This is a genomic window from Arthrobacter sp. 7Tela_A1, assembly GCF_049311065.1.
Lineage (GTDB): Bacteria > Actinomycetota > Actinomycetes > Actinomycetales > Micrococcaceae > Arthrobacter_B.
The window spans coordinates 79,245-94,567 of the sequence record NZ_JAXIOO010000010.1; the positions used below are offsets into that span (position 1 = coordinate 79,245).

At 64.4% G+C, this 15,323-nt stretch carries 16 protein-coding genes; 5 read left to right on the top strand and 11 right to left on the bottom strand.

The genetic code is table 11. From position 1 onward, the window contains the following. The first annotated feature begins 4 nt into the window (after window positions 1-4). The 3 genes from TVB01_RS06615 to TVB01_RS06625 are packed head-to-tail and all read left to right on the top strand — an operon-like array spanning window position 5 to window position 2,241. Window positions 5-700 (top strand): urease accessory protein UreF, encoded by a 696-nt coding sequence (locus tag TVB01_RS06615; RefSeq protein ID WP_422455074.1) that lies wholly within the window; start codon window positions 5-7, stop codon window positions 698-700. Further along, on the top strand, window positions 693-1,439 hold the full coding sequence (gene ureG, locus TVB01_RS06620; RefSeq protein ID WP_422455076.1) for an urease accessory protein UreG: 747 nt from the start codon (window positions 693-695) through the stop codon (window positions 1,437-1,439). The genes TVB01_RS06615 and ureG overlap by 8 nt, the downstream gene beginning before the upstream one ends. Next, window positions 1,405-2,241 (top strand): urease accessory protein UreD, encoded by an 837-nt coding sequence (locus TVB01_RS06625; protein ID WP_422455078.1) that lies wholly within the window; start codon window positions 1,405-1,407, stop codon window positions 2,239-2,241. Before ureG ends, TVB01_RS06625 begins: the two co-directional genes overlap by 35 nt. Window positions 2,242-2,270: 29 nt before the next feature. On the opposite strand, the gene TVB01_RS06630 is transcribed toward TVB01_RS06625, so the two are convergent. From TVB01_RS06630 to TVB01_RS06655, 6 genes are all read right to left on the bottom strand, one after another. Beyond that, entirely contained in the window at window positions 2,271-3,872 is a 1,602-nt protein-coding gene (locus tag TVB01_RS06630) for a purine-cytosine permease family protein (protein WP_422455080.1), read from the bottom strand. A 230-nt stretch (window positions 3,873-4,102) separates the two neighbouring features. Continuing rightward, complete coding sequence (locus tag TVB01_RS06635; protein WP_422455082.1) at window positions 4,103-5,158, bottom strand: zinc-dependent alcohol dehydrogenase family protein; 1,056 nt, start codon at window positions 5,156-5,158, stop codon at window positions 4,103-4,105. Window positions 5,159-5,311: 153 nt separating this feature from the next. Further along, the gene (locus TVB01_RS06640; protein ID WP_422455084.1) at window positions 5,312-5,707 is read right to left on the bottom strand and encodes a YchJ family protein; all 396 of its coding nucleotides are present in this window, start codon (window positions 5,705-5,707) and stop codon (window positions 5,312-5,314) included. A 44-nt stretch (window positions 5,708-5,751) separates the two neighbouring features. Beyond that, the gene (locus TVB01_RS06645) at window positions 5,752-7,149 is read right to left on the bottom strand and encodes a serine/threonine-protein kinase (RefSeq protein WP_422455086.1); all 1,398 of its coding nucleotides are present in this window, start codon (window positions 7,147-7,149) and stop codon (window positions 5,752-5,754) included. Window positions 7,150-7,323: 174 nt separating this feature from the next. Then, the gene (locus TVB01_RS06650; RefSeq protein ID WP_422455088.1) at window positions 7,324-8,628 is read right to left on the bottom strand and encodes an Nramp family divalent metal transporter; all 1,305 of its coding nucleotides are present in this window, start codon (window positions 8,626-8,628) and stop codon (window positions 7,324-7,326) included. Window positions 8,629-8,905: 277 nt separating this feature from the next. Further along, window positions 8,906-9,109: a cold-shock protein gene (locus tag TVB01_RS06655; protein ID WP_055240160.1), complete on the bottom strand. Its 204-nt coding sequence runs from the start codon at window positions 9,107-9,109 to the stop codon at window positions 8,906-8,908. A gap of 208 nt (window positions 9,110-9,317) precedes the next feature. Here TVB01_RS06655 and glsA point away from each other — a divergent pair, with 208 nt between their 5' ends. After that, window positions 9,318-11,132 carry a glutaminase A gene (gene glsA, locus TVB01_RS06660; RefSeq protein ID WP_422455089.1) on the top strand — a complete coding sequence of 605 codons (1,815 nt, stop codon included), beginning with the start codon at window positions 9,318-9,320 and terminating at the stop codon, window positions 11,130-11,132. Window positions 11,133-11,308: 176 nt separating this feature from the next. Here the strand turns inward: glsA and TVB01_RS06665 are convergent, their stop codons facing one another. The 5 genes from TVB01_RS06665 to TVB01_RS06685 form a co-directional block, all read right to left on the bottom strand. Next, entirely contained in the window at window positions 11,309-11,512 is a 204-nt protein-coding gene (locus tag TVB01_RS06665) for a cold-shock protein (RefSeq protein ID WP_055240158.1), read from the bottom strand. A gap of 289 nt (window positions 11,513-11,801) precedes the next feature. Then, on the bottom strand, window positions 11,802-12,359 hold the full coding sequence (locus TVB01_RS06670; protein WP_422455091.1) for a DUF421 domain-containing protein: 558 nt from the start codon (window positions 12,357-12,359) through the stop codon (window positions 11,802-11,804). A gap of 115 nt (window positions 12,360-12,474) precedes the next feature. Continuing rightward, a complete protein-coding gene (locus TVB01_RS06675) occupies window positions 12,475-12,945 on the bottom strand; it encodes an acyl-CoA thioesterase (protein ID WP_422455092.1) in 471 nt (156 codons plus the stop codon). Window positions 12,946-12,992: 47 nt separating this feature from the next. Next, the gene (locus TVB01_RS06680; RefSeq protein ID WP_422455093.1) at window positions 12,993-13,982 is read right to left on the bottom strand and encodes an LLM class flavin-dependent oxidoreductase; all 990 of its coding nucleotides are present in this window, start codon (window positions 13,980-13,982) and stop codon (window positions 12,993-12,995) included. A 103-nt stretch (window positions 13,983-14,085) separates the two neighbouring features. Further along, on the bottom strand, window positions 14,086-14,568 hold the full coding sequence (locus tag TVB01_RS06685; RefSeq protein WP_422455094.1) for an SRPBCC family protein: 483 nt from the start codon (window positions 14,566-14,568) through the stop codon (window positions 14,086-14,088). Between the two features lie 111 nt (window positions 14,569-14,679). On the opposite strand from TVB01_RS06685, the gene TVB01_RS06690 reads away from it, so the two are divergent. After that, on the top strand, window positions 14,680-15,323 hold a 644-nt coding region (locus TVB01_RS06690; RefSeq protein ID WP_422455096.1), incomplete at its 3' end, for a DUF72 domain-containing protein.

Sequence of the window (15,323 nt, forward strand, 5' to 3'; positions counted from 1 at the left end):
TCCCATGTCTGACACTGGTTCGGTGCTGGCCGGTTTCCTGCTCGCGGACTCCCGCCTGCCCTCCGGCGCCTACTCGCATTCGGCGGGCCTGGAGCCTGCCGTGCTGGCCGGGCTGGGGGTCGACGGCGTGTACCCGTACCTGCTCTCGCGGCTGCACACAGTGGTGCAGATGGAGGCCTGCGCGACCGTCCTGGCTTTTCGCCACGCACGGCTGATCCAGTCCGGTTCAGCGGGTGCCGGCTTCTTTCCCGAGCTTGAAGCCGCCCTGGATGCACGGACCCCGTCCGCTGCCCAGCGTGATGCCTCCCGGCGGCTCGGCCGCGGGATGCTGCGCCTGGCGGGAACCCTCAAGGGCGCGGACCCCGCCGTCGAACGCCTGGCAGCAGAGGTACGGAAGCCCCTGCGGCCGGTGGCGCTGGGCGTGACCGCTGCTGCCCTCGGAATGGGTGAAGCGTCCCTGGCCCGGCTCTGCTGCTACGACGACGCGCAGTCAGTTGTTGCGGCGGCACTGAAACTCCTGCCCATTGACCCCATGACTGCGACCGGGTGGATCCTGGCCGCTGAAGAGACCATCGAGGCCGTCGCCGAAGCCGCCCGGGGCATCCGGGGCCTTGAGGAACTTCCCGCACTGAGCGCTCCCTGGATGGAGCACTGGGCCGAAGACCACACCACAAGAACAAGGAGGCTGTTCGTTGCCTGAGAACACCACACCCCCGTCCACCCGTTCCCTCCGGCTCGGCGTTGCCGGTCCCGTGGGAACCGGCAAAAGCTCGCTGATCGCCACGGTCTGCCGGGCCATGTCCCAGGAACTGAACATCGGCGTGATTACCAATGACATCTACACCGACGAGGACGCGCGCTTCCTCCGCTCGGCCGGTGTGCTTCCCGCGGAACGGATCCGCGCCGTCGAAACCGGGGCGTGCCCCCATACGGCCATCCGTGACGATGTGACGACCAACCTCCTGGCTGTGGAAGATCTGGAAGCCGATTTCGCCCCGCTGGACCTGGTCCTGGTCGAAAGCGGCGGGGACAACCTCACCGCGACCTTCTCCCCCGCCCTCGTGGACGCGCAGATCTTCGTCCTGGACGTCGCCGGCGGCGGAGACGTGGCGCGCAAGGGGGGACCGGGCATCGCCCGGGCGGACCTGCTGGTCATCAACAAGATCGACCTCGGCCCGCATGTGGACGTCGACGTCGAGCAGATGGTCGCCGATGCCACTGCGGCACGTGAGGGCGGACCCGTTCTGGCGCTGTCCCGCAAGCGGCAGGAAACGATCGACGAGCTCAGCACCTGGGTTCGCTGGATGGTGGCCCGGCACCGCGACGGCGCGCACACTCCGCAGGATCCCGGACCGATGGCACCGCATTTCCACGCGGACGAAGAGGGCGGCTACATTCACAGCCATGATGAGGCACCGGGTGCCGTCCACCAGCACTGATCCCCATCCCGCCACCACGCCGGCCGGCGGTACCCGGCCGACCCGCATCGCCGTCGAGCGCGCCGGTGACCGCGCGAGGTTCTCCGTCTTGGACCAGGGCCTGTACCTGGCTCCGCGGCCGGTGGCCGGAACGGCGGGACCGCTGCACCTGCGGGTGGCCCTGATCGGGATCCACATGATGCTGCTCGGCGGTGACGACGTGCGGATCGAACTGCACGTCGGATCCGGGGTGACCCTGGAAGTCATTGAGCCCGCGGGAATGGTGGCCTACGACGCCGACGGCTGTGCATCCCGCTGGTCGCTGGATGCCGTGGTGGCGGAGGATGCCGCCTTGATCTGGGACGGCGCGCCGTTCGTGGTGGCCGGCGGCTCAAACGTAGAGCGGGAAACCCGGGTGCGTTTCGCGGAGCGCTCCCGCGTACTGCTTCGGGAAACCCTGGTCCTGGGCCGCTCCGGCGAACCGGGCGGAGCGCTGCGCAGCGTCACCCGGCTGACAGGGCCCTCCGGGGACAGCCTTTACGAAGACCTGGACCTCGCCGGCGTCCGGCACCGTTCCGTGGGGGTGCTCGGCGATTCCAAGGTCCTGGCCAGCGCGACGGCGGCGGGCTGGCGTCCGGCGGCCGCGTCACCTGACCCCGTGGAGCCCTCGGACCGCTGCCGTCAGGACCAGACGGTTTCCGCCCACCGGTTTGAACTGGCTGCCGAGGGTTCGGTCCTGCGTGCCCTTGCCGCATCAGCCCATGAGGCCGACCGGGAAGTTGCCCCGCATTACGCTCAGTGGAGGGAGGAGCTGCTGCGGTAAAACCGTACTTCGCTCCTCCCTCCGGGTCCCTAGACTGCGTTGGTTGGTGCAGTTTCCGATGCCACGGATCCCGCGTTAGGGGTGTGTTCCCGGTCAGCGGTGATAGGGATGTTCCGGGGTGCACCCGCCCGGACGAAGCGGGGTCCCTGTGGCCCGAATGCGTCAGCAGGCTCCGGGAAGATGAGCAGGACCAGCAGATACAGGGCTGCTGCCAGCCCCAGGGAAACGGGGATGCTGAGATCGACGCCGGCTGCCAGGTTGCCCAGCGGACCCACGAACTGCCCGGGCAGGTTCACGAACATCAGTCCGGTAACTGCGGAGACTGCCCATACCCCCATGGCCCGCCAGTTCCATCCGTTGTTGAACCAGTAGAGCCCGCCGACCTGCCGCCGGTTGAAGACCTGCAGGGAATCTGAGTCGTACCAGCCCCGGCGGGTCACGAAACCGATGATCATGATGATCATCCACGGCGCGGTGCAGGTAATGATCAGGACCGCGAACGTCGAGATGCTCTGCACCACGTTGAAGGCGAACCTGCCCACGAAAATGAACATAATGGCCAGCGTGCCGATGAAAATCGTGGCTTGCACCCGGGAAAACCGGGGAAAGACCGAGGAGAAGTCCAGGCCCGTTCCGTACAGGGCTGTGGTTCCTGTGGACATACCGCCGATGAGCGCGATCAGGCAGACAGGCAGGAAGTACCACGCCGGTGCGATTTCCAGCAGGCCGCCCACGTAGTCGGAGTTCTCCAGGAAGAGCGGAGCCTGGACAGCCACGATGGAAGCCGTGACCAGCCCGAAGGAAAACGGAACCAGGGTCGCCATCTGCGCCATAAAGGCCGCGCCCATGACTTTGATCTTGGGCGTTTCCTTGGGAATGTACCGGGACCAGTCACCCAGGAAAGCGCCAAAGGAGATCGGGTTGGACATGGCGATGAGGGCTGCCCCGATGAAGGACGGCCAGAACAGCGCCGCGGTCTCGGCGTCAGCGCCGGGGCCAAAGACTCCCGCGTAGGAGGGGTCGAAGGCACCGGCAAAAGCGAAGATCCCGAGCAGGAAAAGCGCCGAGGCGGCTACGACGGCGATCTTGTTGACCCACAGCATGAACCGGTAGCCGTAAATGCAGACGGTCAGGATGAGGACAGCGAAGACCGCGTAGGCCGCGCTGAGGGTAAACACGTTGTTTGGCAGTCCCACCAATCGGTTGGCTCCACCAACCAGCGCATCGCCGGAGCTCCAGACAGAGATGGAAAAGAACGCGAAAGCGGTCAGCAGCGAGAGGAAAGACCCGACGACGCGGCCGTGGACACCGAGGTGGGCTGATGACGAGACGGCATTGTTGGTTCCGTTCGTGGGACCGAAGACGGCCATTGGCGCCAGGACCAGGGCTCCGGCGACAACTCCCAGAAGCGTGGCGAGCGCGGCATCACGGAAGGACAATCCAAAGATGATGGGAAAGGATCCCAGGACCACTGTGGCAAAGGTGTTCGCACCTCCGAAGGAGAGGCGGAACAGGTCCAGCGGCCGTGACGTTCGTTCTGCCCCGGGAATCGGCTCGATTCCGTGCTGCTCTACGCGGGTCACGGGAGGAATGGTCGCGCTCAATGCTGCCTCGGTTTCAGTAAGGGGCACGCGCTTGGTTCGTGCCGGAAAGGACGCGGAAAGACATGGCCGCGTCACCCTTTGACGCGAGTGTGACCACTAAACATCAAGATTTGCCTATAGGACAACTTCGAAACGGGCCCGAAACATACTTCCGTCATCTAAGCGTCATGAAACAACAGGAACTGCGGCCGCAACACGGCCGCAGTTCCTGTTGCTGGTCCGAAACCGACGAAACTTCCGGACCGCGGGCAAGATGGCTATGCCTGCAGCATCACCTTCAGCGCATCGGTCTCCGCAGCCCGGGAGAACGTGTCATACGCCGTCATCATGTCGTGCAGCGCATACCGGTGGCTGATGAACTGTTCCGCCGGCAGCTTTCCTTCAGCAATCAGCTTCAGGAGCATGGACAGGGTATTGGTATTGACCAGGCCCATGCTGATGTCGATGTTCTCAATCCACAGCCGGGGAAGGTCCAAGCTGACCGGAGCACCGTGCACGCCCACGTTGGCCACGTTCCCGCCGGGACGGACAATCTCGGTGCACATCTCGAATGTGCGCGGAATGCCCACCGCCTCCACGGCAACGTCCACGCCCCACCCGTCAGTCTGGGACATGATCTGCTCTTTCCAGTCCGCGTCACCGGAGTTGACGCCGTGCGTGGCACCGAATTTCCGCGCCTGCTGGATGCGGTTCGCGTCCAGGTCGACGGCGATGATCTTCGCGGCACCGTACAGCCCCGCCGTAGCTATGACCGCCAGCCCGACCGGCCCGGCACCGATGACTGCCACCACGTCGCCGGGCTTTGTCCGGCCGTACTGCACGCCCATCTCGAAACCGGTGGGGAAAATGTCGCTCAGCAGGGTACCGTGCTCCGCCGAGACGCCCTCCGGGAGGAGATACATGGAGGTATCGGCGTAGGGCACGCGGACGTACTCCGCCTGGGTTCCGTCGATCAGGTGCCCGAAGATCCAGCCAATGCCGACCTGGCCCTCATCGCCAAGACAGTGCGAGTACAGCCCGTCCTTGCAGAAACTGCAGGAACCGTCGGCTGAAACGCAGGCCAGAATGACCTTGTCACCCACATTGAAGGAGTTGACGCTGGAACCCTTTTCCGTGACGGTTCCGACGCCCTCATGTCCCAGGATCCGGCCGGGAGCCACAGCGGGAACGTCGCCCTTGAGGATGTGCAGATCCGTTCCGCAGATGGTGGTGGTGTCGATCTTGACGATGACGTCGCGGGGATCCTGGATCGTCGGATCCGGAACGTCTTTCCATGCCTTCTGTCCGGGTCCTTCATAAACGAGTGCTTTCATGGTGTCCTCGTCTGCATAGGGTCCGACTCGTGACAGGCGCTGCGCTGAGTTGCCTGTTCCCGGGAGAGCTTCCCGGGAGAGGACCCTGTCCGGGCCGCCGTCGAACGTCTTTTAAGCCTAGGTCCGGGCTACCTCATCGGGAAGGCCAAAGGCCTACTCGCCGTCCACATAGAGCCAACGTCCTTCTTCGCGAATGAAGCTGCTGCGCTCGCCCTGCACCCCGGCCAGTCCGTCCTCACGGTAATGGGCCTCGAAGGCGACGACGCCGGTGGAGTCCCAGGGCCCGCCGGCCTGTGTGGAAAGGATGTCCAGCCTGCGCCACGTCCGCTCCGGTTCCAGTTCCAGGCGGGCAGGGCGCGCACTGGGATGCCAGGTGCGCAGCAGGTACCCGGCGTCCCCGGTCACAAAGGCGGAATACCGGGAACGCATCAGCGCTTCCGCGGTAGGAGCCGGAACTGTCCCGGCATGGAAACGGCGGCAGCAACCTTCGTAGGTATCCCCGCTCAGGCAGGGACAGCGCTCGGTTGGGTCAATTGCCGGGAAAGTCATCCTCTAAGTATGCGAGACGCGGCGTCTCATGCAAACAACCCGGCCTACGGCGTGCCCCCGCCGGGTTCTGCGCTGGAGCCGGTACCTTGCCCGGGAATGAGGTCGAAGCGTCCGTCCTGGGACGCGCTCAGCCGGTTCGCCGCCAGCACTACCGTCACTGTCAGCACTGTCATGACCAGCACGGCCAGCAACGCCCTTCCGGCCATGACGGCCCTTCCCTGGGGCAGGCGAAGCGCGAGCTCCGGAACGTTCCCCGGTACCCGGGTCCAGGATCGCTGCGAATGCCGTTTTTCCTGGGTACGAACTGCTCCGGGAGCCGGAACCCGGCCGATGGAAGGCGGCGTGGGCGGAGCAGCAGGTGTGTGGACGTCGGGATGCCGCAATCCGCCGTCTCCGGCAAGATAAGCCGCGGCGGCCTTTTCAATGGCAGGCAGCGGCGTGAGGGGGTGCAGTCTGCGATCCCCGACAGCGCCCGTCTCCCTCTGCTCGGAGGTGCCCTGCACAGCCCCGTCGACAATGCTCGCCGCTGCGTCCTGGGCGGGTAGGCCGACCGGGTACGACGAAGAGCGCTGGAATGGTGCTCCTGCCGAACGGTAGTCGAGCAGCAACGCGGAGACTTCCGCGGCGGTAGGACGGTCCCTCGGATCACGCGCCGTCATTGAACCGAGGAGCGATCGCCACTGCGGACCCAGGCTCCCTGGAATATCCGGATCGCGGCTGAGGCGGGCGACGGCGGCTTCAACAGGGCTGCCGCCAAACTCGATGCGGCCGGTGACGGATTCCAGCAGCACGAGTCCCAGGGAATAGATGTCCGAGGACGTCTGGGCAGACGCGCCGGACGCCTGCTCCGGGCTGAGGTAGTTGGCCGTGCCGAGGGTTGCACCTGTGGCCGTCATCCGGGCACCGTCCAGCATGAGTGCTATGCCAAAATCCGTGAGCTTGGCGCGCGGTGCCGTACCGGGGACGCCCGGTGGCAGCAGGATGTTCGCCGGCTTCACGTCACGGTGGACAACGCCCTTGCCGTGAATATAGGCCAGGGCGCCAGCCAGTTCCGCTCCGATGTAGGCGGCGTCGGCTGCGGGTATTGCAGCCTCCCGGAGCCTTTTACGCAGGTCCGGCCCCTCGACGAGTTCCATGACCAGAAATGCCCGGGGTTCGCCGGCCTTGCCGTCGTCGCGTCCGGCATCATCCTTGCCTGCATCGAACAGAGTAACGAGTCCGGGATGGGTGAGTGAGGCCAGGAGGCGCGTCTCGGTATTCTGGCGCCCGACGTCGTCGGGGTCGACAGCGCTCGCTCGGAAAAGCTTCACTGCGATGCCGCGGCCGAGAGCCTCATCCTGTCCTCGATAGACGGTGGCCATGCCGCCACGGCCAATAGGTTCGTTGAGTCGATACCGGCCCGCAATCAGACGATTCAGGCCACCCGCTGCGCTGATTTCCATGCTGAACCTTCTCTCGCCATTTAAGAGTAGCGGAGGGTTCTCGGCGCGGGGATGGGGTCCGGCGACTTCTTTCCGAAGCTGGTTTTTCCCTCGTGGAACACCTGGTAATACGCTAAACTGCCCCGCCGCAATCGGGTGCGGCAGGGCAGTTCAGAAGGGCTCGGAAGGGTGCTGCTAGCCGCCGAAAACGGGGGCCAGAGCCTTCCATGCCTGCTGCACACCGAGGACGATGAACAGCAGGGCAGTGGCTCCCAGGGCGATGTTCGTGTGCAGGCGGTTGGCCCATTCCTTCGGGATCCGTTTGCCGTTGAGCAGGCCCAGCAACGTGACGGCCAGGAACGGCATGAACAGGGAGCCGAGTACGCCGTAGGCCAGGATCAGGCCGATGGGCTGGCCCAGCGCGAAGAGGATCATCGGCGGGAAGGTCAGCCACAGGACGTAGAACTTGAAGTATTTGCCACCTACGCGGGTATCCGGGTGGCCGGATTCCTTGCCGCGCATGTTGCCCCAGAAATCAGCGAACATGAGCGAAACGCCGTTCCAGACGCCAATAATGGAGGAGAATGACGCAGCCCAGAAGCCGACGAGGAAGCCGGTGCCCACAAAGTCGCCGTATTCCAGCTTCAGCACGTCGTAGAGGTCCAGCAGGCCCTTATCTCCGGCGCTGAGGGTGATGCCTGCGGTGCGGACAACCTCGGCTCCGACAATGAGCATGGCGATGACGAAGATGCCCGTCATCACGTACGCCATGGAATTGTCGATGCGCATGACCTTCATCCACTTCGGCGTGTACCAGCCCTTTTCACGCAGCCAGTAACCGTAAGCAGCGAGGGTGATGGTGCCGCCGACGCCGCCGGCCAGGGCCAGGGTGTAAACGACGCCGCCTTCGGGGATCATCGGGACCAGGCCCTTGAACATCTCCGGAATGTTGGGGGTAGCGATGATGGCGAGGCCCACAACAGTGACGAACATCAGGCCGACCAGGACGGCGGTGATCTTCTCGAAGGTGGCGTACTTGCCGAACCACACCATCACGAAGCCGGCGAGGCCCATGACGATGGCCCAGGCCCACAGCGGCAGGAACGGGAAGACCGCCGCGAGCGGAAGCGCCGCGGAGGACATCGCCGTCGCACCGTAGACGAAGCCCCAAATCATGATGTAGGGACCGAAGTACCAGGTGGTCCAGCGTCCCAGGGAGCGCCAGCCTTCGAAGATGGTCTTGCCTGTGGCGAGCGTGAAACGGCCGGCACCCTCGACGAGGATGATCTTCAGGATGACGCCGAGGATGACCGCCCAGAGCAGCCCGTAGCCATAACGCGAACCTGCCACCAGGGTGGCAACCATGTCTGCTGCGCCAACACCCGTGGCCGCAACCACGAGTCCGGGGCCAACAATTTTCCATTTGGCAGCTTTGCCGCCGTCATCATCGATTCGCTCCGAATGCGGTACTGCATCCGCGCGGGGAGTGTTTTCAGCCATCGGCCAGGGGTCCTATCGTGCGAGGAGCCGGGCAGGAGATCAGCCTCGGCAGTGTGCCCGGGGTCACCCGGGACCTTGAATTCTCTCACAAGGGGTTGTACTGGACCGAATTCTGTGGATGGGGAGCGCACACCAGCACCATGGGCCACAAGCGCCTCAGATTTTGGGGGCCGGAACCTCAGGACTGTTCGGATCGCGGACTTTAAGCAACAGATGCAGGACGGAAACCGTCCTGCATCTGTGCGTCCAGCTGGCCCGTGGAAGGGCCGAAGTCTTGTTAGACAGGCTGGATGTTTACCGCCTGGGGACCCTTGGGGCCCTGCTCGGTGTCGAAGCTAACCTTCTGGTTCTCTTCGAGTGAGCGGTAGCCGCTCGCATTGATGGCGGAGTAGTGGGCGAAAACATCGGCGCTGCCGTCATCGGGCTCGATGAAGCCGAAGCCCTTTTCGGAGTTGAACCATTTCACGGTGCCTGTTGCCATTTTTAATCATCCTTCTGAAACGAAACTTCTCCGACCGTCGGAGAGTTTCCAGTTGAAGTGTCCCATGAGGCGTTTTACAAAAAAAGCGGCTGACCCTGGATTCGGGTCCCGCCGCGTCAATTACAAAAGCCCAACACAACAACTGCGCCCAGCATACACGAAGGTAACGGTTACGTCACGGATGTTTTCGAACGCCTAGGCTGGAAGGATGGAATCCCCCATCGAGCACTACCTCCAACGTATCCACGCCGAGATTGCCGCTCTCAAGGACGGGCAGCCGTACAGCTCCATCCCCGCGATGGCGCACGTGGATCCGGACCACTTCGGAATCGTCCTGGCGACAGCTGACGGCTATGTCTACGAGGTCGGCGACACCAGGGAGGAGTTCAGCATCCAGTCGATCTCCAAACCTTTTACCTACGGTCTTGCCCTCGCTGACCGCGGGATGGAGGAAGTTGACGCGAAAGTCGACGTGGAGCCCTCCGGCGACTCCTTCAACGAGATTTCACTGGCGGAGGGAACAGGGCGGCCGGCGAACGCCATGATCAATGCGGGTGCCCTCACCGCAACATCCCTCGTGCGCGGAGCGGGGGGCAATTCCCGGTTCAAGCGGATCCTCAATACATATTCGGCTTTTGCCGGACGTCAATTGTCCGTTAGCGAACGCATATACCAGTCAGAACTTAAGTCCGGCCACCGCAATCATGCCCTTGGCTATTTGCTGCGGAGTTTCGACATTATCGAATCAGACCCCGCACCGGTGATCGAAGACTACTTCCGCCAGTGCTCCGTCATGGTCAACGCACTCGATCTGGCCATGATGGCCGCTACCCTGGCCAACGCAGGACGCAACCCCCTCACCAATGACCAGGTCCTGGATATCGCATCCGTGGAACGTGTCCTGTCCGTCATGGCCACGTGCGGCATGTATGACGATGCCGGTTCCTGGATGAGCAGCGTCGGCATGCCCGCCAAGTCAGGTGTGGGGGGCGGAACGATTGCCGTACTGCCGGGCCAAATCGGCCTGGCGGTCTATTCCCCGCCGTTGGACGGGCACGGAAGCAGCGTCCGGGGCGTGGCGGTCAGCCAGCGGCTGTCCCACGACCTTGAACTGCACTTCGTCCGGGCCGGACGCACGGGCAAATCCGCCCTGCGCGGTTCCTACGACATCGGCACCACCCCCTCAGGGATCCGCCGCAGCGAAGACGCGGCGGCCCTCCTGCGTGCCAACGCCCACCGTGCCCGGATCCTGGAACTCAACGGTGACCTGCTCTTCGCCGGCGCCGAGGCCATGGTACGGGAACTCGCCTCCCTGGAGGACGACGTCGTGCTGGTGGTCCTGGACCTGCGCAGTGTCGATGAAGTCTCGGGCGTCGCCCTGCGCATGTTCAGTGAAGCTGCGAGCATGCTCGCAGAGTCCGGGCGGCAGCTGGCCGTAGTGGACACGGCCGGCGACGTGCCGGCTGCACTGGCGGAAGGGGGCCAGCCGGTTGCCTCCTTCGGGACCCGGTCCGCCGCGGTGGAGTGGTGCGAGGAGGAGTTGTTGCGCCGCTACGGTGCGGACCTCGTGCAGCCCGAACGTATTCTGCCGGCCGACTCCCCCGCCCTGTCGCCGCTCGATCCACAGGCGGCGAAGAACCTCGCCGGGCGAATGGAAGAGCTCAGCTACCAGGATGGAGACGTGATCCGCAGGATCGGACAGCGCTTCAGCGGCGTCTACTTCATCGCTTCCGGCCACGTCCAGACGCTGATGCCGGGCCCGAGCGGCCACCGGGTCAAGCTGAACCGGCTCGGCGCCGGGATGACTTTCGGCGAAATGGCGCTGGGAGAAGACAAACGGCAGGAAACCACGGTCAAAGCCGACGGCGATGTCACTCTTTGGCGGCTGCCGGCGGAGGAAATCAGCCGCATGGAAGAACACGAGCCCCGGCTGGCGCTGCAGCTCTGGCGGGCCCTGACCCAGGACGCCTACACCCGCGTGGAACAGTACCTGCGCGAAACGGCTGTGCGCGTGGAGGACTGACCTCCGCTTCGGCGCCGCCGAAAACCATCGAGAGGCCAGTTACGGCTCGTTTGAGCGTTCAAATGAGCCGTAACTGGCCTCTCGGCGGAGGGGTTAAACGAGAAGAGCAGGACGGTTGCCCGCCCTGCTCTTCTCTTTAGATGCCTGCCTCAGCGGCGGCGTCTAGGCTTCTGGAATTAGAGGCCCTGAATGTTCGTGGCCTGCGGACCCTTGGGGCCCTGCTCGGTGTCGAAGGAGACCTTCTGGTTCTCTTCGAGGGACTTGTAGCCGCTGGAGTTGATAGCGGAGTAGTGAGCGAAGACGTCGGCGCTGCCGTCGTCGGGCTCAATGAAGCCGAAGCCCTTTTCGGAGTTGAACCATTTCACGGTACCTGTAGCCATTTTAATATTCCTTCTGGATTGAAACACTTCCCGACTTTCGGGAGGTTTCAGTCGCGGTGTTCCTTTACCGCTTTTACAGAAAAGCGGCTAGCCCGTTTGGGTTTCGCCGCTTGAAATACAAAATGCGCAACACAACAACTGAGAAAGACTCTACACTACTTTTCGCCGGTCCGCGACCACGCCCCTCCGCCAGGCGGTCCCATCCCCCTCGCGACAGGGCAGTTGCGGCCGGTTTCACGGCTGGACAGAGCCGCAACTGGCCTCTCGGCGGAAGGCCCTTGCGCGGTGATCATTCCGGCATGAGCAGCTCTTTGGGGATGAGGGCGCGGTCCTCGATCCGGCGCAGCAGCACAGGATCCACCGGTGTCCCCCGCCGCAGCACACTCACGTCCCCCGTGGGCTCCAGGATGACCAGGGACACCTCCGAGAAGTTGCGGATCCCGGCCTGGCGGAGCTTGAAGTAGAGCTCATCGTCCTGGATCCGGGCCCGGCCAAGCGCGCCTTCCAAGACCTGCTCCCCCGCCATCAGCAGGATGGGCTTGCTGGTGAGGTAGGCCCCGCGTTTGCTCCGCCGCAGGTATCCCTCCAGCCGCAGCATCACGAACATCGTCGCCAGGCCGATGATGCCGGCCGCGAGCGTGGGCGTGTAACCCAGGATGACGCGCCCCAGCACTGAACCGAGTGCTATCACGATCGCTTTATCCAGCGTGGACCAGCTCGCCAGCGCCCGCTGGCCGAAGCCGCGGACCATCAGGAAGAAGACGAGGTAGATCCCGAAGGATGAAATGACGACCCACAAGGCGTCAACGGGGGTGATGCCAAGGCTGGTCCACAGGTTGTTCCACACGACGGGCCTCCTTAAGGGCGCGGCGGATCCCCCGGTTAATCGGTGCTGTTGGCAGCTGGCCCTCGTTGGCCGCTTTCCCGAATGATAGTCCGGCCCCCGTGGCGCCTGACAGCCGTCAGGAAAAGACAGACGCTCCGGAGTGGGGCCGCACCAGCACCCGCTGCTCCTCGCTCACCCGCAGCAGCCTCCCCGAAACGGCGTCCACGAAGGCCAGGGTTGTTTCGGCCTTGATGCATGCCGTGCCGGTCACCGGGTCCGAAACCCGGTAGGAGATCGCAAGGCTTGCACCTTTGACCGAGCTGATCCACAGGTCGACGTCGGCGGGCACGTTACGGTACTCCAGCGGCGCCAGGTACTTGACCCTGTGTTCGGAGACCAGGGACTGGACATGCCCCGGCACGGAATCGAACAGGGCCACCGGCGGCCGGACACCGGGCGCTCCGGTGCCGGCCGGCGGTCCGAAAGCCAGGATCCGCGCCTCTTCCAGCATCCGGAGCACCTCGACGTTGTTTACGTGCCCGTAGGCGTCCATGTCCGACCAGCGCATGGGAACCTTGACGCGGATGGCAGGGGAAGACGTCGTCATGGTTTTGATTCTGGCATAGGTCCACGGCCACGCCCGGCCGCAGCCGCCTACGCCTGGACCGGCTGCATGGCCTGGGACAGCAGGGTGAACGAACGCAGGCGCTGCTCGAGCGTGGGGGCATGCGTGGCAACGATGAGCTCGTCGGCACCGGCATGGCCGGCGAACCAGTCGAGGTACTCACGGACCTCCGCTGTGGTGCCCAGGGCGGAGTAGTGGCCCATCATCTTGATGTGCTGGCCGGCCGGGGATTCAAGCACCAGGTCCGCTTCCTCATCCGTGTACGTGCGGTCCTTGCCCAGTAACTGGGTCACGCGGCGGCGCTGGGACTGCAGGAAAATCTCCTGCGCTTCCTCCGCTGTGTCCGCCGCCAGGACGTTAACCCCGGCGATGACATAGGGCTCGGCCAGCTGGGCCGAGGGCCGGAACTCCCTGCGGTAGAGGGCGACAGCATCCTGCAGGGCCTGCGGCGCGAAATGTGACGCGAAGGAGTACGGCAGGCCCAGGGCGGCAGCCAGCCGGGCACCGAACAGGGACGATCCCAGGATGTACAGCGGCACGTTGGTGCCCTTTCCGGGGATGGCGTCGATACCGGGAATCAGGCTATTGCCGGTGAGGTAGCCCTGCAGTTCCTGGACGTCCTGGGGGAAGGAATCGGCGGACATCGGATCCCGCCGCAGTGCACGCAGGGTCTTCTGGTCACTGCCCGGGGCGCGGCCGAGGCCCAGGTCGATTCGGCCGGGATACAGGGACTCGAGGGTGCCGAACTGCTCGGCGATGGTCAGGGGTGCATGGTTGGGCAGCATGATGCCTCCGGCTCCCAGCCGGATGGAGGACGTGTTGGCGCCAATGAAGGAGATCAGGACGCTCGTGGCCGACGAGGCAATCGTGGGCATGTTGTGGTGCTCGGCGTACCAGATGCGCCGGTACCCCAGTCCTTCAGCGTGCCGGGCGAGCGCCAGGCTGTCGCGGAAGGACTCAGCGGCGGTCCCGCCCTCGTCAATGGAAGCGAAATCGAGGATGGAAAGCGGGTACGTCATGGAACACTGGCCTTTCGTTGTGCACGTCTTTTCCTGTCGCCGGCCACGGTGCATGCCGAACCAGCGGACCTAGTGGTGCAACCGCGAAAGACCGCGGGTTATTTCACGCGTTGCGGGCGAGGTAGTCTGCGAGCCGGTGGAATGACTGCTTCCAACCGCTTTCATGGCCGTCCCTGTCCCGGGTGCTCGAAAACGGTCCCTGTTGGAACGTCATCTGGGTGCCGGCGTCGCGCGGTTCCAAGTCCACGGTTATCAAGGTGACGTTGCTGGCCGGAGTTCCATCCGGCTGTTCCCACTGCTGTGTCATCGAAAGGTGGTCCGGCGGATCCAGCCGTTCCAGGGTTCCGCCCCACCACAGTTCGTCCCCCGTGACGGTGTTGACCATGCAGGCCTTGTAACTGCCCCCTTCCCTGTCGTCCACGCTGACCCGGTCCGCCGGGACAATGAACCCTTCCGGGCCCCACCAGTCTGTGGCATGGGCGAAGTCGGTCCAGGCGTGGTACACCGCGGCCGGTTCCGCCCTGAAGTCCTGAACCATGCGCAGATAGATTCCTCGTCCGGAACCTGTGCTCTCTCGCTGTGCCATAGCGGATCCTTTCGCTCAGGGGACACGGGATAGTACAAGTGTGCGTCCGCAGCGGACACCGCGGTACGGCCATCGGTGAGATTTCCGGGTGCCCCGAGTACCTTGGGTCCGGTGAGCAGACTACGGATCGGGACCTCGGGCTGGACCTATAACCACTGGCGGCGGCAGCTCTATCCCGCCGGCCTGCCCGCTGGGAAGTGGCTTGAGTACTATGCCGGGCGCTTTGACACGGTGGAATTCAACGGCAGCTTCTACCGGTGGCCGCGCGAGGAGGCTTTTGCCCGCTACCGGGACCGGCTGCCGCAGGACTTCGAATTCTCGGTGAAGGCACCGCGCGGCCTCACCCACGCCCGAAAACTGCGGGAACCGGAGGCCTGGATCGGACGCATCACCCGATGCTGGAAAGAGCTTGGCAGCAAGGCCGGCGTGCTGCTCCTGCAGCTGCCGCCGGATATGGAGCGCGACGACGCCCGGCTGGCCGCCGTCCTCTCGGCGCTGCCTGAACCGATACGGGTGGCCGTCGAGTTTCGGCATGACACGTGGAACCAGCCCGGGGTCTTCGACCTGCTGGCCAAGCACAACGCCGCCTATTGCGTCACGAGCGGGGCCCGGCTGCCCTGCGTCCTCGAAGCCACGGCCGATTTCGTCTACGTCCGCCTCCACGGACCGGACCACCAGACCCTGTATGCCGGTTCCTATTCGGACGATGATCTGCGCTGGTGGGCCGAGAGGATCAGGGAATGGCGGGCGGGAGG